General features: G+C 66.9%; 19 protein-coding genes and 1 tRNA gene. 11 read left to right on the top strand and 9 right to left on the bottom strand.

Going from position 1 to position 22935, the window contains the following annotated elements:
• Positions 1 to 97 precede the first annotated feature (97 nt).
• From NQ038_RS02615 to NQ038_RS15545, 3 genes are all read left to right on the top strand, one after another.
• Positions 98 to 3790: a multifunctional oxoglutarate decarboxylase/oxoglutarate dehydrogenase thiamine pyrophosphate-binding subunit/dihydrolipoyllysine-residue succinyltransferase subunit gene (locus NQ038_RS02615; protein ID WP_257061806.1), complete on the top strand. Its 3693-nt coding sequence runs from the start codon at positions 98 to 100 to the stop codon at positions 3788 to 3790.
• The gene (locus tag NQ038_RS02610; RefSeq protein WP_257058333.1) at positions 3787 to 4401 is read left to right on the top strand and encodes a GDSL-type esterase/lipase family protein; all 615 of its coding nucleotides are present in this window, start codon (positions 3787 to 3789) and stop codon (positions 4399 to 4401) included. The genes NQ038_RS02615 and NQ038_RS02610 overlap by 4 nt, the downstream gene beginning before the upstream one ends.
• Before the next feature lie 98 nt (positions 4402 to 4499).
• Positions 4500 to 4574, top strand: a complete 75-nt coding sequence (locus NQ038_RS15545; RefSeq protein ID WP_104061284.1) for a 50S ribosomal protein bL37 — start codon at positions 4500 to 4502, stop codon at positions 4572 to 4574.
• A 90-nt stretch (positions 4575 to 4664) separates the two neighbouring features.
• Here NQ038_RS15545 and rsrA read toward each other — a convergent pair whose 3' ends face one another.
• Positions 4665 to 4991 carry a mycothiol system anti-sigma-R factor gene (gene rsrA, locus NQ038_RS02605; protein WP_373456769.1) on the bottom strand — a complete coding sequence of 109 codons (327 nt, stop codon included), beginning with the start codon at positions 4989 to 4991 and terminating at the stop codon, positions 4665 to 4667.
• Positions 4988 to 5662, bottom strand: a complete 675-nt coding sequence (locus NQ038_RS02600) for a sigma-70 family RNA polymerase sigma factor (RefSeq protein WP_373456768.1) — start codon at positions 5660 to 5662, stop codon at positions 4988 to 4990. Before NQ038_RS02600 ends, rsrA begins: the two co-directional genes overlap by 4 nt.
• A gap of 214 nt (positions 5663 to 5876) precedes the next feature.
• On the opposite strand from NQ038_RS02600, the gene NQ038_RS02595 reads away from it, so the two are divergent.
• The 5 genes from NQ038_RS02595 to NQ038_RS02575 are packed head-to-tail and all read left to right on the top strand — an operon-like array spanning position 5877 to position 10753.
• The gene (locus NQ038_RS02595; RefSeq protein WP_257061799.1) at positions 5877 to 6359 is read left to right on the top strand and encodes a DoxX family membrane protein; all 483 of its coding nucleotides are present in this window, start codon (positions 5877 to 5879) and stop codon (positions 6357 to 6359) included.
• Entirely contained in the window at positions 6356 to 7645 is a 1290-nt protein-coding gene (aroA, locus tag NQ038_RS02590) for a 3-phosphoshikimate 1-carboxyvinyltransferase (protein ID WP_257061838.1), read from the top strand. Before NQ038_RS02595 ends, aroA begins: the two co-directional genes overlap by 4 nt.
• Positions 7642 to 8727 carry a ribosome small subunit-dependent GTPase A gene (rsgA, locus tag NQ038_RS02585; RefSeq protein ID WP_257047218.1) on the top strand — a complete coding sequence of 362 codons (1086 nt, stop codon included), beginning with the start codon at positions 7642 to 7644 and terminating at the stop codon, positions 8725 to 8727. Before aroA ends, rsgA begins: the two co-directional genes overlap by 4 nt.
• 28 nt (positions 8728 to 8755) lie before the next feature.
• On the top strand, positions 8756 to 9520 hold the full coding sequence (gene hisN, locus NQ038_RS02580) for a histidinol-phosphatase (RefSeq protein ID WP_257047215.1): 765 nt from the start codon (positions 8756 to 8758) through the stop codon (positions 9518 to 9520).
• Positions 9521 to 10753: an aminotransferase class I/II-fold pyridoxal phosphate-dependent enzyme gene (locus tag NQ038_RS02575; protein ID WP_257061797.1), complete on the top strand. Its 1233-nt coding sequence runs from the start codon at positions 9521 to 9523 to the stop codon at positions 10751 to 10753. It begins immediately after the preceding gene.
• A 108-nt stretch (positions 10754 to 10861) separates the two neighbouring features.
• Here NQ038_RS02575 and NQ038_RS02570 read toward each other — a convergent pair whose 3' ends face one another.
• The 4 genes from NQ038_RS02570 to NQ038_RS02555 form a co-directional block, all read right to left on the bottom strand.
• Positions 10862 to 11407 (bottom strand): YceI family protein, encoded by a 546-nt coding sequence (locus NQ038_RS02570; protein ID WP_257047213.1) that lies wholly within the window; start codon positions 11405 to 11407, stop codon positions 10862 to 10864.
• Positions 11408 to 11595: 188 nt separating this feature from the next.
• Positions 11596 to 11669 (bottom strand) — tRNA-Met (locus NQ038_RS02565).
• A gap of 67 nt (positions 11670 to 11736) precedes the next feature.
• Positions 11737 to 14685 (bottom strand): UPF0182 family protein, encoded by a 2949-nt coding sequence (locus NQ038_RS02560; protein WP_257047211.1) that lies wholly within the window; start codon positions 14683 to 14685, stop codon positions 11737 to 11739.
• Between the two features lie 97 nt (positions 14686 to 14782).
• Positions 14783 to 15757 (bottom strand): PDZ domain-containing protein, encoded by a 975-nt coding sequence (locus tag NQ038_RS02555; RefSeq protein WP_257061791.1) that lies wholly within the window; start codon positions 15755 to 15757, stop codon positions 14783 to 14785.
• 346 nt (positions 15758 to 16103) lie between these two features.
• Here NQ038_RS02555 and NQ038_RS02550 point away from each other — a divergent pair, with 346 nt between their 5' ends.
• Both NQ038_RS02550 and NQ038_RS02545 read left to right on the top strand, forming a co-directional pair.
• Entirely contained in the window at positions 16104 to 17450 is a 1347-nt protein-coding gene (locus NQ038_RS02550) for a zinc-dependent metalloprotease (protein ID WP_257061789.1), read from the top strand.
• Positions 17451 to 17521: 71 nt separating this feature from the next.
• The gene (locus NQ038_RS02545; RefSeq protein ID WP_257061787.1) at positions 17522 to 18040 is read left to right on the top strand and encodes an NUDIX hydrolase; all 519 of its coding nucleotides are present in this window, start codon (positions 17522 to 17524) and stop codon (positions 18038 to 18040) included.
• Between the two features lie 5 nt (positions 18041 to 18045).
• Here the strand turns inward: NQ038_RS02545 and NQ038_RS02540 are convergent, their stop codons facing one another.
• A complete protein-coding gene (locus NQ038_RS02540; RefSeq protein WP_257047207.1) occupies positions 18046 to 18585 on the bottom strand; it encodes a M48 family metallopeptidase in 540 nt (179 codons plus the stop codon).
• 418 nt (positions 18586 to 19003) lie between these two features.
• Here NQ038_RS02540 and NQ038_RS02535 point away from each other — a divergent pair, with 418 nt between their 5' ends.
• Positions 19004 to 19843 carry a hypothetical protein gene (locus tag NQ038_RS02535; RefSeq protein WP_257047335.1) on the top strand — a complete coding sequence of 280 codons (840 nt, stop codon included), beginning with the start codon at positions 19004 to 19006 and terminating at the stop codon, positions 19841 to 19843.
• Positions 19844 to 19858: 15 nt separating this feature from the next.
• Here NQ038_RS02535 and NQ038_RS02530 read toward each other — a convergent pair whose 3' ends face one another.
• Both NQ038_RS02530 and nudC read right to left on the bottom strand, forming a co-directional pair.
• Positions 19859 to 21937, bottom strand: coding sequence for an ATP-dependent DNA helicase UvrD2 (locus tag NQ038_RS02530; protein WP_257061786.1), 2079 nt, complete (start codon positions 21935 to 21937; stop codon positions 19859 to 19861).
• Positions 21934 to 22926, bottom strand: coding sequence for an NAD(+) diphosphatase (nudC, locus tag NQ038_RS02525; protein ID WP_257058471.1), 993 nt, complete (start codon positions 22924 to 22926; stop codon positions 21934 to 21936). Before nudC ends, NQ038_RS02530 begins: the two co-directional genes overlap by 4 nt.
• Positions 22927 to 22935 lie beyond the last annotated feature (9 nt).

The following is a 22935-nucleotide window of genomic DNA, read 5'->3' as shown; positions in this document are numbered from 1 at the left end:
TCCCCGTGGTGTGTGCATCCGCCATCCGGGTTAGGCTATTGGCTAGGCTAGTAGTAGACGAAACCCATCAGACACTAGGAAGAGGGCGAATACCGCCGTGTCCGAAACGCACATCGCCGAATCGGTCGAGGATTTTGGCTCGAACGAATGGCTGGTCGAAGAGCTCTTCGACAAGTACCAGCAGGACAAGAATTCAGTCGACCCCAAGTGGTGGCCGTACTTCGAGAAGTTCGCCGCAGAAGACCGGGCAGCGGCTCCCGCCGCCTCCGGGCCCGACGCACAGCCGGCGGCCCCGGCCGCTGCCCAGCCGGCACCGGCCCGCGGCGTCGATCCCTCGGTCCAGGTCAGCGAGACCCGCAAGGCCGAGTCCAAGTCGGCGGCCTCGGCGAAGAAGCGCTCCACCGCTCCCGAGCCGGCCCCCAGCACCGAGGACGTCGCCGATGTCGTCACCAAGCTGCGCGGCCCGGCCAAGGCGCTGGCCACGAACATGGACGAGTCGCTGACTCTGCCGACGGCCACCAGCGTCCGCGCCCTCCCGGCCAAGGCGCTCATCGACAACCGCATCGTCATCAATTCGCACCTCAAGCGCACGCGCGGCGGCAAGGTGTCCTTCACGCACATCATCGCCTTCGCGGTGATCCGTGCGCTCAAGGAATTCCCCAGCCAGAACGTCTACTACGACGTGCGCGACGGCAAGCCCGTGGTGGTGGCCCCGGGCCACGTCAACTTGGGCATCGCAATCGACGTGCCGAAGAAGGACGGCAGCCGCGCCCTGTTGGTGCCGAACGTCAAGAAGGCCGAGACCCTGAGCTTCAAGGGCTTCGTCGACGCCTACGACGACCTGGTGGCCCGCGGCCGCGACGGAAAGCTGGGCGCAGCCGACTTCGCCGGGACCACCGTGTCCCTGACCAATCCCGGCGGGATCGGCACCGTCCACTCGATGCCACGACTGACCAAGGGCCAGGGCTGCATCATCGGTGTGGGCGCGCTGAACTACCCTGCGGAATTCCAGGGCTCCAGCCAGGAGACCATCAACCGGCTGGGCGTCTCGAAGGTCCTGACACTGACCTCGACGTACGACCACCGGGTCATCCAGGGTGCCGGCTCCGGCGAATTCCTCAAGCTGGTCCACGAATTCCTGCTGGGCAAGGGCGGCTTCTACGACGACATCTTCGCCTCCCTGCGCCTGCCCTACGAACCGGTTCGTTGGGTGCCCGACGTCGATGCTGACGACCAGGACGATGTGTCCAAGGTCGCACGCGTGATCGAACTGATCGACGCCTACCGCAACCGCGGCCATCTGATGGCCAATGTCGATCCGCTGGTGTACAAGCAGCGCACGCACCCGGACCTGGACATCACCACGCACGGGCTGACCCTGTGGGACCTGGAGCGCACCTTCCCCACCGGCGGTCTGGGCGGGAAGTCCACGATGCCGCTGCGCGACATCCTGGGTCTGCTGCGCGACTCCTACTGCCGCAACACCGGCATCGAGTACATGCACATCGCCGATCCGGAACAGCGGGCCTGGTTCCAGGCCAAGCTGGAGGTCCCCCACGCCGAACTCACCCGCGTCGAGCAGGGCCACATCCTGGGCCGGCTGAACGCGGCGGAGGCCTTCGAGACCTTCCTGCAGACGAAGTACATCGGGCAGAAGCGCTTCTCCCTGGAGGGCGGCGAGTCCGCCATCGTACTGCTCGACGAGGTGCTGAACCTGGCAGCCGACTCCGGAATGGTCGAGGTCACGATCGGGATGGCCCACCGTGGCCGCCTCAATGTGCTGACCAATATCGCCGGGAAGAGCTACGGGCAGATCTTCCGCGAGTTCGACGGCATGCTCGACCCCGACAGCTTCCAGGGCTCCGGCGACGTGAAGTACCACCTGGGCACCCACGGTTCCTTCACCTCGCCCGAGGGCAACACGACCGAGGTCTACGTCGCAGCCAACCCCAGCCACCTGGAGACCGTCGACCCGGTACTCGAGGGCATCGCACGGGCCAAGCAGGACCGTCACGACCTGGGCGAGGAGGGTTTCACCGTCCTGCCCGTGCTGGTCCACGGCGATGCGGCATTCGCGGGGCAGGGCGTCGTCTACGAGACTCTGAACCTCTCCGAGCTGCGCGGATACCGCACCGGCGGCACGATCCACCTGATCATCAACAACCAGGTGGGCTTCACCACTCCCCCGGCGTCGGCCCGGTCCTCCTTCTACTCCACCGACGTGGCCAAGTCGATCGGCGCGCCGATCATCCACGTCAACGGAGACGATCCCGAAGCCGTGTTCCGCGCAGCGCAGCTGGCCTTCGCGTACCGTCAGGAATTCAACCGCGACGTCGTCATCGACATGGTCTGCTACCGCCGCCGCGGCCACAATGAGGGCGACGATCCGTCGATGACCCAGCCGGTCATGTACTCCCTCATCGAGGCCAAGCAGTCGGTCCGCAAGCTGTACACGGAATCCCTGGTGGGCCGCAAGTGCATCACCCCGGAAGAGGCACAGGAAACGGTTAAGGACTACCAGTCCAAACTCGAAGCCGCCTTCACGGAGACCAAGGAGGCCGAGAAGGCCGCCGGCGACCCCGACTTCGCACTGCCCTCGCCCGAGGTCACGGATCTGGAGGCGGACAACGACTTCCCGACCGCAGTGTCCAAGGAGGTCATCGAACACATCGGCGACGCCTTCATGAACGTCCCGACCGGCTTCACCGTCCACAAGAAGCTGCGCAGCCTCCTGGAGAAGCGTCACGAGATGACCCGCTCCGGCGGCATCGACTGGGGCTTCGCGGAACTGCTGGCCTTCGGCTCACTGCTGATGGAGGGCGTGCCCGTCCGCCTGGCCGGACAGGATTCGCGCCGTGGCACCTTCACCCAGCGCCACTCGGTCCTGATCGATCACGTCAACGGCAATGAGTGGACCCCGCTGTCCAACCTCAGTGACGACCAGGCGAAGTTCTGGGTCTACGATTCGCTGCTGAGCGAATACGCGGCCATGGGCTTCGAATACGGCTACGCGGTGGAGAACACCGAGGCGCTGGTGGCCTGGGAGGCCCAGTTCGGCGACTTCAGCCAGGGTGCCCAGTCCGTCATCGACGAGTTCATCTCCTCCTCCGAGCAGAAGTGGGACCAGCGCTCCGGCCTGGTGCTGCTGCTGCCCCACGGTTTCGAGGGCCAGGGCGCCGACCACTCCTCGGCTCGCATCGAGCGCTACCTGCAGCTGTGCGCCGAGTCGAATATGACCGTCGCCCTGCCGTCCTCCGGCGCCAGCCACTTCCACCTGCTGCGCCGCCACGCGCACTCCAAGGTCAAGCGCCCGCTCATCGTCTTCACGCCGAAGTCGATGTTGCGTCTGAAGGCCGCGGCCACCCAGGTCGAGGACTTCACCACCGGCCGGTTCGAGCCCGTCATCGCGGACACCACTGTGGACGCCGCCAAGGTCGACCGGGTGCTGTTCGTCTCCGGCAAGCTGTACTGGGACCTGGTCGCCAAGCGGCAGAAGTCCGGGGACCAGACCACCGCGATCGTGCGCGTCGAGCAGCTCTATCCACTCGACGAGGACGCGATCGCCGCGACCCTGAGCCGCTACCCGGCGTCCGCAGAGCTGGTCTGGACGCAGGAGGAGCCGGAGAACCAGGGGGCTTGGCCGTTCATGCAGGCCCACCTCCCGCAGCTGCTGAACGGCCGTGCGATCCGCGTGGTCTCGCGCGCCGCCTCGGCTGCTCCGGCCACCGGCCTGAAGAAGGTCCACGAGGCCGAACAGGCCGATGTCATCGAGCGGGCCTTCGCACGGTGACCAGCCGTACGCACACCGCGATCGTCGTGGCCGGGGACGCGCTCGTCGCCGGCCACGGGGACGGTCGCGGCCTGGGATGGACCGGCCGCATCGCCGCCCGTACCCTGCCCTCGCTACCGGGTGCCCAGTTCTACTCGCTCGGCATCCACGGCGAGGACACGCAGACCTTCGCAGCCCGGGTGCTGCCCGAGGCCAAGCTGCGCTTCTCCGAGGAGACCGAGAATCGCCTGGTGCTGGCCCCCGGTTGGTTCGATGCGGTGGCCGGCATGTCCGCGGCCCGTTCGCGGCTGAATCTGGCCAACGTCCTCGACGCGGCGCTGTCGCTTGAGGTCTCGACCTTCGTGGTGGGCCCCACCCCGACGATCGATCAGGATCTCAACCGGCGGATCGGGGAGTTGAGCGCCAGCTTCTCCGATGTCGCCCTGCGACGTGGTGTGCCCTATGTCGACGCCTTCACACCTTTGCAGACGCATCCGGTGTGGCAACGCGAGCTGGCCGCCTCGCGGGACGGTCTGCCCTCCCAGGAGGGTTATGGTCTGATCGCCTGGCTGGTCCTGCACCGCGGCTGGTACGACTGGCTGGGCGTCACCGATGTACTGGGCGATAACTGACCATCCCCGGGTGACGAACGCCTCATTGACCACTTCCGAGTGGCTAAACGGCGGGTCCGTATGCGAACATTGTCAAGCAGAGCAAGGAGGAGAACACAATGAGCAAGCGCGCACGTAAGCGTCGTGACCGCAAGCGCGGTGGTGCGAACCACGGCAAGCGTCCCAACGCATGATCGTCCCAGGACGATAGACGAAGAGCCCGGTTCGGAGGATTTCCCTTCGAACCGGGCTCTTGCGTTGCACTCCAGGTCTGTCCGAGTCCCTCAGTACGACTCGTGGCCGACCCGTGTGACCACGGTCGTCCGCGTGTGGCCGGCAGTGCGTTCCACCAGGATCTGCCGTTGTATGCGTTCGCGCAGACCCGCCGGGGCCTGTTCGTCGCGACACGAGCGACGCACGAGTTCCTTCAGTGCCGCCTCGATCGAGTATTCGCGCATACAGCCCGGGCATTCCGCCAGGTGTTTGCCGATGGCACTCAGGGCCTCCTGGTCCAGCTCGCCGTCAAGGTAATGGTAGATGCGTTCCAAGGACACAGCGCGCTGCGCTTCGCAGCACCCACTCGCGGCGGGTGCGACCTCTTCCCTCTTCACTTCTTCTTCACCTCCGTATCCTTCTTCACGAATCCCCGCTGGGCGGCGTAGTCGGCCAGCATGTCCCGCAATTGCCTACGGCCCCGATGCAGCCGGGACATGACCGTACCGATCGGGGTGTCCATCACCTGTGCGATCTCCTTGTACGGCATGCCCTCGACATCTGCGTAGTAGACCACCATCCGGAAGTCCTCCGGCAGCTGGGACAGCGCCCGCTTCACATCGGAATCCGGGAGATGGTCCAGGGCCTCCAGCTCGGCCGAGCGGCCGTCGGAGGAGGAATGCCCCTGGGCGCGCGCGATCTGCCAGTCCTCGATGTTCTCGCCCGAGGACTCCTGCGGCTGTCGCTGCTTCTTGCGGTAGGTGTTGATGAACGTATTCGTCAGGATCCGGTACAGCCATGCCTTGAGGTTCGTCCCCGGCGTGTACTGGTGGAAGGCGGCGTATGCCTTGGCGTAGGCCTCCTGCACCAGGTCCTCGGCATCCGCCGGGTTGCGCGTCATGCGCAGGGCGGCGGCGTAGAGCTGGTTGACGTATTCGAGCGCATCGCGTTCGAACCTGGCCGAGCGTTCCTCATCGGTCTCGTCTGTCTGCGTCACTTTAGTCATTACCGTCAATGGTACTTCCGGTGTCGCCGCGCCCCCACGCGACCGGGTCGGGCTCTTCACCATATATTCGACCACTTCCCCTCACTGGCCTGCCGATTCCGTGCCCTGGCGTCTGCGGCCCCGGGCTCACACCGGTGCAACGGAGTACGGCGGCGGCTTATTCCAGGACCACCACGAGCGTCGCAGTGATATGCGACCCGGCGCGATCGCAGCACGCCCACTATGCTGGAGGGAGTCCAGGTGCGCTAAACCACCGTGTCCGTCGAAGGGATCAACCGTGTCACTCATCCGGCTCCTCGCCCGCCCCATGCTCGCCTCCGCGTTCGTCGCCAACGGCATCGCACGTCTGCGCCGGCCCCAGAACGCCGCACAGGCCGCCGCGCCCGTCCTCCGCCTGTTCGAAGACCGCCTGCCCAAGGCGGTTGACGCCACCCTGGTCGCCCGCAGCACCGGCGCCGCTCAGATCCTCGCAGGTTCGCTCCTGGCCGTCGGCCGGGCTCCGCGCACCTCCGCGGCGATCCTGGTCGGCACCTACGCCTTCGACCTGATCGGCGAACGTCTCGCCGCACCCGAGGACCGCCGCGCCGACGGCGGTCTGGTGGTCAAGACCTCGCTGCTGGGCGGCGCCCTGTTGGCCTCCGTCGACACCGCGGGACGGCCCGGACTCGCCTGGCGGGCGCAGAATGCTGCCGGCCACCTGCGCCGCGAGGTCGAGGCCGCCGGGGCGAAGACCCTGGACAAACTGGGAGTCCAGAACTGAACCCCGCCGCCTGGCCGGCGCCGCAGCATCCGGCTCCCGTCGTCGCCACTGTCGCCGTTCCCGGCTCGAAGTCGCTGAGCAACCGGTACCTGGTGCTGGCTGCTTTGGCCACGGGTCCGTCGGTTCTCGACGGACTGTTGCACAGCCGTGATACGGCGCTGATGATCGGTGCGTTGCGAGCCCTGGGCGCACGGATCGAGACAGACGATTCCGGGCGCGTGCGGGTCGAACCGATCCGGCCGCTCGACTCCGCCGGCGAACCCGTGCATGTGGAGTGCGGGCTGGCCGGCACCGTGATGCGCTTCGTCCCGCCCCTGGCCGCAGTACTGGGCATCCCCGCGGTATTCGACGGCGACCCCGCTGCCCGGACGCGTCCGATGGACACCGTCGCAGACGCCCTGCGCCAGCTGGGCTGCGCCGTCACAGGTGATGCGCTCCCCCTCGAGGTGATCCCACCGGACACCGCCGAATCCACAGCTGCTCCCGTGCACGTGCGCATCGACGCTTCGGCGTCCAGCCAGTTCGTCTCTGGTCTGCTGTTGGCCGGCGGCGCGCTGCCGACCGGTCTGATCATCGAACACACCGGCGCGACCGTACCATCGCGACCCCATATCGACATGACGGTCGAGGTGCTGCGTGCCGCCGGGGTCGCAGTGACCGAACCTCTGGACCACACGTGGCATGTGGCCCCCGGCCGCCCCCGGGGTCTGCAGGTCACGGTCGAACCCGACCTGTCGAATGCAGCGACCTTCTTGGCCGCGGCGCTCATCACCTCCGGTACGGTGACGGTGCCCGCCTGGCCGGACCACACCACACAGGCAGGGGACGCCATTCGTTCGATCGCCGAGGCCTTCGGCGGCTCCTGGGAACTCACCCCGGCCGGTTTGAGTGTGATGGGACCCGACAGGCTGCGTCCGGTCGACCTCGACCTGTCCGCGGTCGGTGAACTGACCCCTGTGGTCGCCGCCGTCGCCGCACAGGTCGAGGGCACAAGCCGGCTCACCGGCATCGGGCACCTGCGTGGCCATGAGACCGATCGGCTGGCGGCCCTGGCGCGGGAATTGACGAAGACGGGCGTCGATGTCGTCGAACAGCCCGCCGGGCTGACGATCACCGGACCGCCTTCACACGGCACCCGATGGGACACCTACGCCGACCACCGCATGGTGATGGCCGGGGCGCTCCTGGCCCTGTTGGTTCCCGAAACGGTGATCGCCGATCCTGGCACCGTCGCCAAGACGCTGCCGGAGTTCACCGAGCTGTGGTCGGCCATGGTGGGCAGATGAGCCGTCGGTACACGAACTTCACAGAGGACGACTACCGGGCCCGCCCGAACCGCCATGGCTCGCGCCCGCGGACCAAGGACCGGCCCCGCTTCGCCGACGCACTGGCCGCCGTCGTCGTCGCGGTCGATCGGGGTAGGTACCGCGCACGCCTGCTCACGCCGGAGCACGGCGGCAGCCGGACCGGGCCCGTCGGTCCCGGAAACCTGCGAGCCGGTGCCGCGCTGACCTGTGTGCGGGCCTCGGCGCTGCGGCGCAACGCGATCGTCCCCGGCGATGTGGTCAGGGTCGTCGGCGACACCTCGGGACGTCCGGACACACTGGCGCGGATCGTGCTGGTCGAACCGCGCGCGACCGTGCTACGACGCAGCGCGGACGATTCCGATGACAGTGAACGTGTCATCGTCGCCAATGCCGATCAGCTCGTCATCGTCACGGCAACCGCCGATCCCGAGCCCAGTGACGGGCTGATCGACCGGGCGCTGGCGGCGGCCTTCGACGCCGGCATCACCCCGATACTGGCCGTCACGAAGACCGACCTGAAGCCCGCCGACGAACTCACCGCCAGATTCTCCCAGACCGGTGCCGATATCATCGAGTGCGGACTCGACGCACAGGGGCTGCCGCGCGTGGACGAACTGCGCACGCGGCTGACCGGCCACCTGAGCGTGTTGCTGGGCCATTCCGGTGTCGGCAAGTCCACCCTGATGAACCGCTTGGTGCCCGATGTGGATCGAGCCACGGGCGCGGTCAACGACGTCACGGGCAGGGGCCGACACACCTCTTCGTCCGCGCTGGCCAGTCCCCTGCCCGGCGGCGGATGGGTCATCGACACCCCCGGTGTACGGTCCTTCGGACTCGCCCACGTCGACCCCGACAATGTGCTGGCGGCCTTCACCGAACTGGTCCCGGCCACGGCAGGCTGTCCCCGCGGCTGCACGCATTTGGCAGACGCACCGGGCTGTGCCCTTGACGAGTGGGTAGCCCAGGGCAGAGCGGGCGTCGCCGGAGTCGCCCGGTTGGCCTCGCTGCGCCGTCTCCTGGCGAACCTCGCGCCGGCCCAATGGGATCGACCCCGCAACTGAGTCCGCCGGGCTCGCTAGAGTTGGGGGTATGACAGATCTCGCATTGGCCCTCGAACTCGCACAGCGGGCCGACCGGCTGACCCTGCCCGCATTCCGGGCCCATGACTTCCACACCCAGACCAAACCCGACCTGACTCCGGTGACGGATGTGGACCGGGCCGTCGAGGCGATGATCCGCGGGGTGCTCGAACAGGAGCGGCCGGCCGATTCCGTCCTGGGAGAGGAGTACGGTGCCAGGGGCACCGCCAGTCGACGCTGGATCGTCGATCCGATCGATGGGACCAAGAACTTCGTGCGTGGCGTACCGGCCTACGCCACCCTCATCGCGCTCTACGACGGCGACACACCCCTGGTGGGCGTCGTGTCCGCTCCCGCACTGGGCCGGCGCTGGTTCGCTGCCCGTGGCCAGGGTGCCTTCCTCAGCCTCGACGGCGGCGCCCCCCAGCCCATCCACGTCTCCGGTGTCGCATCCCTGGCCGATGCGTCCCTGTCGTATTCATCGCTTGGCGGCTGGGCAGAACTCGGCCGCAGGGAGAACTTCTTGTCCCTGTGCGACGCCATATGGCGAACCAGGGCCTTCGGGGACTTCTGGTCGTATATGTTGGTCGCCGAGGGGGCAGTCGACCTGGCGTGCGAACCCGACCTGGAGCTCTACGATATGGCCGCACTGGTCCCGATCGTGTTGGAGGCCGGTGGCCGCTTCACGAATCTGCAGGGTTTCCCCGGCCCCGTGGGCCCAGGCGCCCTGGCCAGCAATGGGAAACTGCACGACGACGTTTTGGAGATGATCTAGGTGCCCGATATCAACGCCTCGCCCCTGTGGATGGACTTGGCCCGCTCGGCCGGACTGGTCGGGCCCGACGGAACGGTGGGCGAAACGGTGTTCGGGCAGATGACCCAGCTGGCAGCGGCCAGCTCGGCGGTCAATCTGGGACAGGGGGCTCCTGGTACCAACCCACCGGAGTTCCTCCTCGAGGCCGCTGCGCTGGCATCTCGCGCTGGTGCCAATCAGTATCCGCCCGGGCAGGGCCAGCCCGCCTTGCTGGAAGCGGTCTCCGCCCAGCGCGCCCGCGACTTCGGGCTCGCAGTCGACCCCGCGCAGGTGCTGGTCACCCTGGGCGTCACGGAGGCGATCACGGCGACGGTCCTGGCCCTGGTGCCCCGGGGTGGGACAGTGGTGACCTTCGAACCGTTCTACGATTCCTATGCTGCGGCGACCGAACTGGCCGGCGCCACTTTGCGCACGGTCCCCATCCGCTTCGCCGGAGAGTCCGGATTCGCGCCGGACTGGGACGCCTTCGCCGAGGCGACCGCGGCAGGGGTCGATGCCGTCATCGTCAACAGCCCGCACAATCCCACGGGCTTCGTCTTCTCGCCCGAGGATCTGCTGCGCATCCACGCGGCAGCGCAGGCCCACGACTTCTGGGTCATCACCGATGAGGTCTACGAACACCTGGCCTTCGCGCCCAACCGGCACGTTCCTCTGGCCGCCCTGGTCCCCGACTCACAGCGAATCATCAGCACCAGCTCGGCCGGGAAGACATTCAATATCACCGGGTGGAAGATCGGGTGGGTGGTCGCCCCTGGACCGGTCCGTCTGGCCATCCAGACGGTCAAGCAGTTCCTGACCTTCACCGCGAATCCCGCCTATCAACTGGCAGTCGCCCAGGCCCTGGTCGACGACCGCGGGTTCATCGCGGAAAACCACGATTCGCTGCTCGAACGCGCGCACCGACTCGCCACGGCTCTGCGCGCAGTGCCCGGACTGCGGGTGAGCACACCACAGGGCGGGTACTTCATCATCGCCGACTTCTCCGGGCTCACGGACGATGACGCCTTTACGATCAATGAGCGGCTCAGCCGTGAGTTCGGCTTTACCGGAATCCCCGTGGCAGGGCTGTGCCGGGCTGGTTCTCCTGCGGCAACCGAGTTCCGCAGCGCGATCCGCTATTCGTACTGCAAGTCACCTGCCGATGTCGCGCTGGCAGTGGAGCGCATCGGCGAGCTGGCCGCCCACGGGTTCTAGAACCGCCTCGCGCCGGATCCTCACAACGCTAAGAGAGCCGGGGCCTGCGAGTTTTCACACGTCGCAGGCCCCGGCTCTCTTAGCGCTATCAGTCGTTCAGAGCTGCGTTCAGGCCTTGGCGGCCTCAATGTCGATGCTGATCTTGACCTTGTCGCCGACCAGCAGGTCGCCGCCGGGCAGGACCACGTCGAAGCTCAGTCCGAAGTCCTTGCGGTTGATGGTGGCCGAGGCCTCGAAGCCGGCGACCGGGGTCTCCCCGCCTGTGCTCACACCGTTGAAGGAGGCTGCGAACTCCACCGACTTCGCCACGCCGCGGATGGTCAGGTCGCCGACGAGCACGAAGTCCTCACCGTCGAAGTCCTTGATCTGGGTGGCGGCGAAGGTCATCTCCGGGTATTCCTCGGCCAGGAAGAAGTCGCCGGACTTCAGGTGGCCGTCGCGCTGTTCGTTCTTGGTGTTGACCGAGTCGATCTTCGCGCTGGCGGTGATCGTGGTGTCCTCGAACTGCTCGCCGATCTCGATGGTGCCGGCGATGTCCTCGAACTCGCCGCGGACCTTGGACACGCCGGAGTGGCGGACCGAGAAGCCGAAGCTCGAGTGGACCGGGTCAATGTTCCAGGTGCCGGCGGTCAGGTTGGTGGGAAGTGCAGTCATGGTGTGCCTCCATTGCGTGGTTGCTTTGTTGTTGTACGTTCAACTACTTTAGTTCACTTTTTAACAATGTCAACCCCTCGTACGCGTCCACTCTATGACGTGCAGCACTCCGAGTGCACAACCACGCGACACCCGCGGACATAAAAAGGCCCCCACCAGGTGAAACACCTGATGGGGGCCTATCTCCGTGGCGGGGGCAGGATTTGAACCTACGACCTCCGGGTTATGAGCCCGGCGAGCTACCGAACTGCTCCACCCCGCGGCAACTCATACAACTATAGTCGCCACAGAGCCAAGCGGCAAATCGGTGCCCGCCGGTCCCCTTGCCGTTACTTCTTGGCCTCGGCCTCCGCCTTCTGAGCGGCGTCGATCGCGGCCTGCAGACGCTTCTGCGCCTGACCGTACTTCGCCCAGTCACCCGCCTTCATCGCAGCGTCGGAGTCCTCCATCGCCTGCTTGGCGTCCTTGAGCGCCTTGTTCAGCGAGGGGCTGCGGTCCGTCTTCGCGTCTCCGGACTTATCGCCGCCCGAACCATTCGAAGAACCGGAGTCCTCATCCTGCTTGTCCGTTCCGGCATCGCCGGCATCGGCGCCCGAGTTGCCGCCGAACACCTGATTCAGCGCCTCATCGAGGGTTGCGGCGAAGCCGATCTTGTCACCGAATGCCACGATCACCCGCTGCAGCTTGGGATACGACGTCTGTCCGGAGGAGCGCACGTAGACCGGCTGCACGTACAACAGGCCATCGGCCACCGGCAGAGTCAACAGGTTGCCGCTCTGGACCGTCGAATCGTTACCGCGCCGCAGGGCCAGCAGGGCCTCCTGCACCGTGGGATCGGTGTTGAAGTTGTTCTGCGCCTGTCCGGGGCCGGGGAACGTGGTGTTGCGTGGCAGCTGCAGCAGGCGCAGCTTGCCGTAGGTCTCCGCAGGCTTACCCGCCGTCGAACCCGCATCCGCATCCGCTGCCAGGAAGCCGGTCAGGTTGTTACGACTCTGTCCCTCGGTCTGGCGTGGGATGAACGTCGAGGTCAACGAGAACGCGGCCTGGTCCTGACCGGGCATCTTCATCGTCAGGTAATACGGCGGCTGGGGCGAATTGCCCTGGCTGTCCGCCGTCGGATCCACCGGGTTCGACCAGAAGTCCTGTCGGGTGTAGAACGAGGCCGCATCTGCCACGTGGTACTGCGAGAGCAGCGAACGCTGCACCTTGAACAGATCCTCCGGATAGCGGACGTGGCTCATCAAATCCCCGGACATGTCCGACAGCGGCTTGAGCATACCGGGGAAGACCTTCTGCCAGGTCTGCAGCACCGGGTCCTTGTCATCCCAGGCGTAGAGGTCGACCGAGCCGTCATAGGCGTCGACCGTGGCCTTGACCGAGTTGCGGATGTAGTTGACCTTCTCATCCGGCAGTGCCTGCACCGTGTTGCCGCTGCGCTGAGTCACCGAGTCCCGAGTCGCGTCCCCCAGGGTTTCGGGCTTGGAGTACGGGTACGAGGCACTGGTCGTGTAGCCGTCGACGATCCACTTGATCCGACCGTCAATGACCGCAGGGTACGGGTCGCCGTCGACTTCGAGGAAGGGCGCTACCTTCTCCACGCGTTCACGCGGAGCACGGTCGTAGAGGATCTGCGAATCCGGGTTCAGCGCATCGGAGAGGACGATCTGTTCATCCTGGAACTTGATCGCGTAGAGCAGTCGGTTGAACAGATTGCCCACCTTGGGGCCTCCGTCGCCCTTGAACGTGTTGTAGACCTGGCCGTCTCCCTCGTCGGAGGGATAGTCGATTTCGCGCGGGTCGGCATCGTCGGGCGCACCGACGATCGAATAGGTCGGCGAGCTCTCACCGAAGTACACGCGCTCCTCGTAGTCACCCAGGATTCCCTTGGGCGGGATGTTCGACTCCATGAAGACCGGCTGCCCGTCGTTGCCCTGCTTATTGCCATAGGCCGACACGACGCCGAAACCATGGGTGTAGACCACACGCTGGTTCAGCCAGGACGAGTCACTCTGCGAGTTCGCGTTGAGTTCGCGCACCGCGATGACCGAATCGTGGGTCTGCCCGTCGATGTGATAGCGATCCACATCGAGCTGCTCGGGGAAGGAGTAGAACGGCCGCTGCTGCTGCAGCTGCCGGAAGGTATCCGAGACCAGATTCGGGTCGAGCAGGCGGATCGAGGCCGCCGTCTCCGCATCCGAGGCCAGAGCACCGGAGGCCGCCGTGGTCTTGGGCTCATAGGACTTCACGTCCACATCGGCGATCCCATAGGCGGAGCGCGTCGCATCGATATTGCGCTGGATGTACTCGCGCTCGAGGTTGGACTCGGACGGCTGGACCTTGAACTGCTGAACCGCCGCGGGCAGACCGAGGACGGCCACCCCGCCGAGCACGAGCAGCATCACCACGGACACGATCGACAGCCGCCACACGGGACGGAATGCGTTGACCGCCAGCAGCAGGGCCACCACGGCGGCTGCAACGGAGACGATGAGCAGCGCCGGCAGGGTGATGTTGACCGCCGAATAGGTCGCACCGGTGACCAGGCCGGAATCATCCATCAGTGCCGAGAAGCGCCCCAGGAACAGACGGGCCGCCTGGCTCAGCAGCAGCAGGGCCGCGCTGATCGCCAACTGAACCTTCGCGGCTCGAGTCAGGGTCAGGCCCTTCGTCTCCGCGGGCCGGATCCCGCCCATCAGGTAGTGGGCGATGAGGCCGGCGATCACGGTCAGCAGCAGGGCGGTGCCCAGGAAGTTCACCGCGGTCTGCAGGACCGGCAGGGTGAACACGTAGAATCCGAGGTCCAGCCCGAACTGCGGATCGTCCTTCCCGAAGGGTGTGCGGTGGACGAACTCCAGCGCCTGCTTCCACGACGGGGCCAGCGCCAGACCGCCGAGCAGGCCGACCACCACGGGCACGACGATGGTCAAGCCCTTGCGCAGCGGCTCGATGGCCTCACGATAGCGATCCAGGTTCTCCTGCCGCGGCGTCGTCGGCGCATATACGGGCCGGTATCGGTGGGCCAGGAACAGCGGCAACCACACGGCCACACCCAGCAGCACGAACCCGATGAGGAACAACACGATCCGACTGATCCACTGGGTGCCGAACACCGACAGAGAACCCAACTGGTTGAACCACAGGCCCTCCGTGTAGACCTGCGAGAACGCGACGAACAGGACTAGCAGGACGACCACCGCGATGATCGTCAGGATCAGCGGCGATGGCCTGCCGCGGCGGGTGGCGCCGGCGCTGGCCGGGCGGGGTGGCGACTGTGACACGGGGTGATTCTCCTCGTCCCTGGGTAATTCCGGTTACCCCGGAACCGCCGGGGCCACGGCGACGCGTCGAACACGCGCCGGAAGCTCTTCTGTTACATCAATTCGTCCCGCAGGCCGGCAGGCCGTTGGTCCTGCCGGCCGCGATCTTCTCCACCGAAGCCCGCGCCGACTTCAGATCGTCGATGCGCACGACGTGCAGATCCGTCTGGGCTGCGGCCTCGAGGACCTCGGCGCAGTTGTCCCGCGGTGCCAGGAAGTACTCGTTGCCGGCGGCCGCTGCGGCCGCGACCTTCTGTCTGGCCCCACCGATCGGTTGGACGGTGCCGTCGGCCGTGATCGCGCCAGTGCCCGCGATCGGCTTACCGCCGGTCAGATCACCGGGGGTCAGCGCGTCGATGATCGTCAGCGCGAAGATCGTTCCGGCCGATGGCCCGCCCACGCCCTCGACGTTGTACTTCACCGTGACAGGAAAGTCGTACTTCTGCCCCAACACGATGCCCAGGGCGAACTTCCCGTCCGTCTGCGTCGGCCTGATCGTCACCGTCTTCTTCGTCTTGCCGCGCTGGATGGTCAGATCGACGGGGCGGCCCTTGGCGACCCGGGTCTGGACGGTTTTGGCTCCGGCGTTATCCCCGGACACCTGACTGGAATCGATTTTGAGAATGCGGTCATCCGGCCGCAGTGTGCCGTCGGCCGGGCTGCCGGGGGTCACCTGCGCTACTGCGAGTGCCGAGCCGAAATCGACGCCCAGTTCGGTCAACGCGGCCGCCGTCGCCAGATCCTGCGAGGATGCCATCTCCGCGGTGTTCGCGGTATCGACCTCTTCGGCAGTGGTCGTCAGGGGGTAGTAGGCCTCCTTGGGCAGGACCGTGTCGTGCCCGGCGATGACCGATTGCACGGCCTGGGATGCGTTGACCCGGCGTCCCGGCCCGCCGACCACACCGACTGTGAGCATGTCGAGTTGCCCCGACAGCGGATACGTCTTCATCCCCGTGATGCTCAGCAGTGGGGTGTGATCGCCCTCGCCGGTGCCACCCAGGGTGTTAAACACCGGGCCTGGCTTCTGAATCATGTAGGGGACGGGGACGACCAGTGCACAGATGATGAGCAGATAGGTCAGTACACCCGGCAGAGACGACTTCCCCGTCGCCCCCTTTCTCCCGCTGTGACCCGTCTGATCTGCTGAAAGACTCACGTTGTGCCTATCCCGTCCTGAACATCCGCCGCGCCCGTAGGGCGCCCCTGTAGTCTAATCCACCAAGGCACACTGCACGAATCCCCCGGTTGCGCACAGGGGATGTTTCGCCGTGAACGAAATACCCGGTGCACCGGCGCCGGAACGGAAGGAATCGCCAGGACGACTCGTTACCCTTGAGGAATCGAGGAAACTCCGTACCAGCCATCCGGAAGGGGCCAGCATGACCGACCGCAACGAGGATAAAGACCGTCCCGACGACGAGAACAATCCGTTCGGTGACATGTTCGCGATGTTCTTCGGCCCCGACGGCAAGCCCGCGGGTCAGATGCCCGGAGGAATGCCCCTCGATCCGGCCATGCTGGGCGGCTTCATGCAGAACCTGCAGAACATGATGGGGGCCCAGGCGGGTCCCGACACCGTGATCCGAGCCGCCACGGGTCACATCCCGACGCCGGACCCGACTGTCAGCACCGAGCAGACCAAATTGGTCGAGGAGGCGTTCCGCCTGGCCGAACTCTGGCTGGGCCAGGTCATCGACTCCCCCGCGACTTCGTTCAACGGCCGGGCATTCAACCGGCGGACCTGGGTCGAGCAGACCGCCGCCGGCTGGTTGGAGCTGACCGATGCGGTGAAGACGAACATGACCTCGGCCCTGACCCGATCGCTGGGCGCCCAGGTGCCCGAGGAGATGCGCGGGTTCCTCGCCGGTGCCCAGCAGATCTTCGGCTCGATGGGTGCCCAGATGTTCGCAACGCAGCTGGGACAGGCCCTGGGCAACCTCTCCGGCAGCGTTCTCACGGGGACCGAATACGGGCTGCCGGTGACCGCCGACGGGGCCCCGGCCCTGATCGCCGTCAACCTGCCGGGCGCTGCCGCCTCCATGGGCGTCGACGACGAGCAGCTGCGGCTCTATCTCGCCGTGATGGAGCTGGCACACATCTGGCTGTATTCCCGCGCCCCGTACCTGGCCGGTCATATCAGCACGGTCCTGGCGAAGTACGCCTCCAACATCGAAGTCGATTTGGACGGGCTGCAGAATCTGGCCGGCGACATCGACCCGGGGAACTTCGACCCGGCGAAGATCCAGGAGATCAGCGAGCAGATCGGCGGGAACCTGTTCCGCCCCCAGGACAATCCGGCACAGCGCGATGCCCTGGAAAGCCTTGACGTCCTGCTGTCGACGATTGCGGGTTGGGTCGAGGTCGTGACCTATGAAGCGTGCAAGGACCTGCCACAGCGGGACCTGCTGCGGGCCGGCATCCGGGAGCGCCTGTCGATGACCAGCACCGCGGACCAGGCCTTCGAAGACCTGTTGGGGCTCAGGCTGCAGCCAACGCGCATCAAGGACGCCTCCACCCTGTTCGGCTATCTGCAGCAGACAGAGGGCGCGGCAGCCCGCGACGCCGTCTTCACCCACCTGGACGATCTACCCCAGCAAGCGGACCTCGACGACCCACTGGGCTACCGCGAGCGCCGCACGGCCGGCTGGGAGGGGGATGCGGACTTCGACGCCGCGCTCTACCGGCTCCTCGACGAGGAGGGCGGCGGCGAGGGCAGGGCGAAGTGACCCTCCCACCCGGAGGGAATGCCACGGCCTGGGCTCGGATCGCCGCCTTGCTGCGGCGGGCCGATCCCGCCATGAGTGAACCCGGGCACGCTCACAGAATCGCCGGTTTCATCGACCGGACCGGGGATGCCAGCGGGGTCAGGGCCAATCCGGTCCACGTCACCGCCAGCTGCCTGGTCGTCTCCCCCGACTTCGACCGGGTCCTGTTGACCCTGCACCGCAAGGCCCGACAGTGGTTGCAGTTCGGCGGACACCTGGAGGCCGGCGATGCCTCCGTGCTCGAGGCCGCCGTGCGCGAGGCCCGGGAGGAGTCCGGAGTACAGGGCCTGGAACCCGCGGTGGACCTCCCGGTGTCCGCGAGCATCCACGAATTGCCCGCGTCCTTCGGCACCTGTCGGATACACGCCGACATCATGTACGCCGCGGTTCTCGATCCCGCCGAACCGATCGCGGCCTCCCCGGAATCCCTGGAGATCGGGTGGCACCGGCTCGATGCACTACCGGAGGAGACCGCACCCGACATCGTCCGCCGCCTGCCGGGGATACTCCCCCGGATCCGCTCCGCGCTGGGCCGCTCCGGCACTTCCTGAGCCGTTCACGACCCCGTTGCGAACGACATGCCCGCGCTGAAGCCCTCCAGATACGTCTGCGCTTCCCCGGTCCGCGGATAGCGGGCGGTCAACTCCTTGAAACGCGCCGAGTGGTCCGCCTGGCGCAAGTGGGCGAGTTCGTGGACCAGCACGGAGTCCAGCACCCAGTCGGGAACCTCGCGCAACATGTTGGACACCCGGATCGCCCCGGTCGCCGGTGTCGTCGAGGCGAACCGGCTGCGCTGATTTTCGACCCACACGACGCTGGCCGGGGCTATGCCATCAGCGAAATAGCACGTGTTCAGCTCCAGCGTCCGCTCCCACAGCTGGGCGTCCGACTGCCGTGGCCGGCCCCGCCGTTTCTCCAAACGGGTGATGAGTTCGGCTATCTGCCCCAGATTCCCCTCGGGCCGCCAGCGCTGGGGAACCGCCAGCACCCAGGATCCCGGGGCCCCGGTCAGGGAGATCGTTTTGCGCCGGCGCGCCGACCTGCGGATCTCGATGTCGCCGGCCTCCAACAATGCGCGCACCTCAGTGGTATCCATGGCATCGAATCTACCCTCGGGCACCGACACATCCCCATTCCCGGGCTCCTTTATCACACAAGCACAGCCGCACCCGGCTTGACGCGCCGGTGTGTCTGGCAATAGTTTTGATGTGCGGGCTGCACAATGCCCGGCGGCCGTGGACAAGGGGAAGGTCCGTGGACGCCCTGGGTGCGGTCCGAACAAACGGAACGGGCGTCGCCCGGGTCGACGCCATCGACTCGGTCGGCGCCCGCATCCGTTCCCCCACCCGGCCGGCGCGGTGCGCGTGCCTTTCCGCGACCGTGCGTCACCTTGTCCACAGATTTCACCCCTTCCCTTCCCCTGCCGTGGACCAGACCGTACCGTTGTGCACACGGAGGTCACCATGTATCGAACATTCACATCCCTTCCACTGGTTTGGATCGATGAGAACAGCATGCAGATCGGGAGCGAAGATCCCGTCTACGTCGATGGGCTCAGCGCTGCAGACGTGGAACTGATCAACCGGCTGAGGTTGGGCCTGGGCACCGCGGAACTGGATGCCGCCGTGTCCAGGGCGGGAATGGACGCGGACCGAGCGGCCATGCTCCTGGGCCTGCTGGACCAGGCGGGTGCCCTGGTCCCGGCGGAGTCAGCACCCGGCGACCCGGCAGGACAACACGTGCAGGCACTGGCTGCGGCCACCGGCCACGACCCAGCGGCCCTGGACCGGGAACTGGCCGCGACACGTATCGACATCGTCGGTCCCCTGGCCGAATCACTGGCCCCGGTACTGCGCAGGGCCGGGCTCGACGCGCACGCGCTCAGTGGAGAGCCGACGGGCCCGAATCGGGAACAGGTGGTCGTGCTCACCTCCTTCCTGGCCGCAGACCTGTTGAGCGCCGCGGCCCTGGTGGAGCAGGACATTGCGCACCTGCACGTGGTGTTCGGCGAGGCCAGCACCAGAATCGGACACATCATCCGCGCGGGTCGGACACCATGCTCGGGTTGCCTGGTCGAAGCGGCCATGGACTCCGACGATTCCTGGTTCGAGTCCTGGAGGGCCCTGCGCACCTCCAGCTGGCGGGCCGACCAGCTCGACCCCGTCCTGCACGACCTCGGCGCGGCGCACCTGGCCGGCCATCTGAGAGCGGCTCTGCTGGGGCTCAAGCCCGCGGACACCGGACTGCGCCTGAGCCTGCCGTTGGGCCAGGCGGAGGACGTCACTGTCGGCTTCTCCCCATCCTGCCCATGCCGCATCCCATTGGCAGTGCCCACCCGTCCCCCAGCCGGCTGAGCCGTGATCCCGACCTCAGCCGGCGAGCACCTCCAACAGGCGCGTGCCGTAGCGCTCGAGTTTGACCGGTCCGATCCCTGGGACCAGGGCGAGCTCCCGTTGCGCGGTCGGCCGCAATCGTGCGATCAGTTCGAGGGTCGACTCGGTGCACACCATGTATGCGGGAACCCGCTCCACCTCCGCCTGCTCCGCGCGCCATGCCACCAACCGGTCGAACACGGCCCGGTCCACCGGGCCCGCACACTCCTCGCACCGACCCAGTGCCTTCTGTGCCGGGGTGTCGAGCACCCGATTGCAGTTCGTACACCGGAGTTCGCGCCGGGCCCGCGGCCTCGGCGCCGGTGCTGTGTGCCCGGTTGAACCGGGCCCTGGCACACGGGTCTCCTGGACGAACCGCGAGGGCCTGCGCCGGTTGACCTGGCTGCGTTGACGCGCCAGCGACCAGCTGAGCTCGACCTCGTCCCTGGCGCGGGTCAGCGCCACGTAGAACAACCGCCGTTCCTCCGCGATCTGCCCCGGACTCCGGGCATAGGAGATCGGCAGAAGCCCCTCGGAGAGCCCCACCAGGTATACGACCGGCCATTCGAGTCCCTTCGCAGCGTGGACGCTGGCCAGGGTCACGCCGTCCACGGCCGGTGCGAACTGGTGTTCCCTACGATCGTCGAGTTCCACGACGAAAGCGCTCAGCGGCACCGGCAATTCGTGTTCGGCCTGCATCTCGTCCGCCAGGTCGACCAGTGCGCTCAACGACTCCCAGCGTTCGCGCACCCGTCCCCCGGCCGTCGGCGCGCTCGTGGTCCATCCGACGCCGGCCACCAGCTCGCGCACGGCCTCCGACAGGGGTGTGGTGCCGGGGACGCTGCGCTGGTTGGCGCGCAGCACGGCGATCGCCTCCTTGACCTCGCGCCTGGCGAAGAAGCGCTCGCCGCCGCGCAGCACATAGGAGATGCCGCGGCGGCTCAGCGCTTCCTCGAAGGCCCGACTCTGGCCGTTGGTGCGGAAGAGCACCGCGATGTCCCCGGCCCGCCGGCCCGCCGCGATCTGGCCGGCGACGGCCTCCGCCACGCCCATCGCCTCGGCTTCGTCATCGGGATATTCCGTGTACCGCACGGGCCCGCCACCGGAGCGCACCGGCTGCAGCACCAGGGGTTTACGGCCGGTGTGTGCCAGGATGCGATTGGCAGCCGCCACGATCGGCGGGCACGAGCGGTAGTTGCGCACCAGGGAGACGGTCCGCACGTTCTCCAGGCGATTGGGCAGGCCCAAGAGGAATCCATCGCGCGCCCCCGCGAAACTGTAGATCGTCTGAGCCGGATCGCCGACCACGCACAGTGAGTCGCGCCGGCCCAGCCAGCGCATCAGCAGATCGAACTGCAGGGGCGAGACGTCCTGGAACTCGTCGACGACGAAGTGGCGGTACTGTTGGTGGATTTCCGCCGCGATGTCCTCGCGGGTGCCCAGAATCCCATCGAGGACCAGCAACACGTCTTCGAAGTCCAGCAGGCGTCCACGCGATTTCAACTCGCCGTATGCCGTCATGATGCGCACCATGGCCGCAGCGTCGATTCCCTCCGGCAGTTCCCGGTGCCCGGCCTGTGCAGCGTATTCCTCCACACCAATCAGGCTGACCGCGGCGAATTCGATCTCCGCTGCGACATCGCGCACCGTCTCACGTTCGACCTCGAACCCGGATTCGGCCATCGCCCTGGCGACCGGCCCCGCTTTAGCGGTGATGAGCTGGGGGAAGTCCCCCTCCGCGAACCTCGGCCAGAAGTAGCGCAACTGCCGCAGGGCCGCCGAATGGAAGGTCCGCGCCTGCACCATCGGCACTCCCAGGCCCCGCAGGCGCGAGCGCATCTCCCCGGCCGCCTTGGCCGTGAAGGTCAGTGCGAGGACGTGTCGGGGGTCGATACCTCCTGTGGCCGCCCCATAGGCGATCCGGTGGGTCATCGCCCGCGTCTTACCGGTTCCGGCGCCCGCGTGGACTACCAGGGGCCCGCCGGTGTGCGTGGCGACCTGCGCCTGTTCGGCGTCGAGACCGGCCAGCAGGGCATCGGGGTCCAGCCCCTCAGTGGGCGCGTGCCCCTGCGTCACCGATCACCAGCCAGCCAGGACTCGATGATCTGGCCGGCGATCGACACGGTGCCGGGCAGTCGCATAGTGCCAGCGGCGCGTTCGGCCAGTAGTTCCTTCCGCGTCACCCACCGCAGTCCGGCCATCTCATCGCGGTCGGGACGCGCGTCACGGGACTCCGCCGTGGCGAAGAAACCCAGCATGAGAGAGGAGGGGAAGGGCCACGGCTGGCTGCCGACGTACACAGGGGAATGACAGACCACGGAGGCCTCCTCGAACACCTCGCGCACAACCGCGCGCTCCAGCGTCTCACCGGGTTCGACGAAACCGGCGAGCAGGCTGTAGCGGTTTGGCTCCCAGAGTGCGTTGTTTCCCAGCAGCAATCGTTCGACCCCGGCCGAGTCCGTGTGCACGACGGCCATGATGACCGCAGGGTCGGTCCGTGGGAAGTGTTCGGATCCGGTGGTCGGGTCCCGCCTGACCCAGCCTCCCGCGACCGGTGTGGTGGGCAATCCGTTGCGCGGGGAGTGGGTGTGCGACATATGCCAGTTGTTCACTGCGACCAGTGCGCACGCCAGGCCCACATCCAGGTCGCTCAGTTCCTCCGCCAGACTGCCCAGGTCGACCCAGTGGGGCCGCACCGAGTGCAACCCGGATGCCGGGGCGTCGAGCATGTCCTCGGCATCCAGGGAGTGATGGACGTCCAGATGGGCGTCCAGCGCGTCCCGGCCCGCCTGATCGAGGCCGATGCCCACGTAGTCCACTCCCTGGTCCAGACCCAGGTAGATGCGGGTGCCTGTAATGGTCGAGGCTTGGGCCAGATACTCGTCGGGGCCCATCGTGCACAGACTACCGGCGGCGACCAGCAGGTAGCCGTGGTCGGCGAAGACCAGCCGGGTCGTGTCACGGGCGAGAACATCGGCTAAGTCCCCATCGGTTCCACGGGCGGTGTGATTGCGAGCGGCCAGATGCCGACCCAGGCTGGCCGGCTGCAGTGGTTCGGCTTTCATGTCCCCCAC

Source organism: Brevibacterium sp. 50QC2O2 (assembly GCF_024580675.1).
In the GTDB taxonomy this organism is placed as follows: Bacteria; Actinomycetota; Actinomycetes; order Actinomycetales; family Brevibacteriaceae; genus Brevibacterium; species Brevibacterium moorei.
This window is presented reverse-complemented; position numbering and strand designations above follow the sequence as displayed.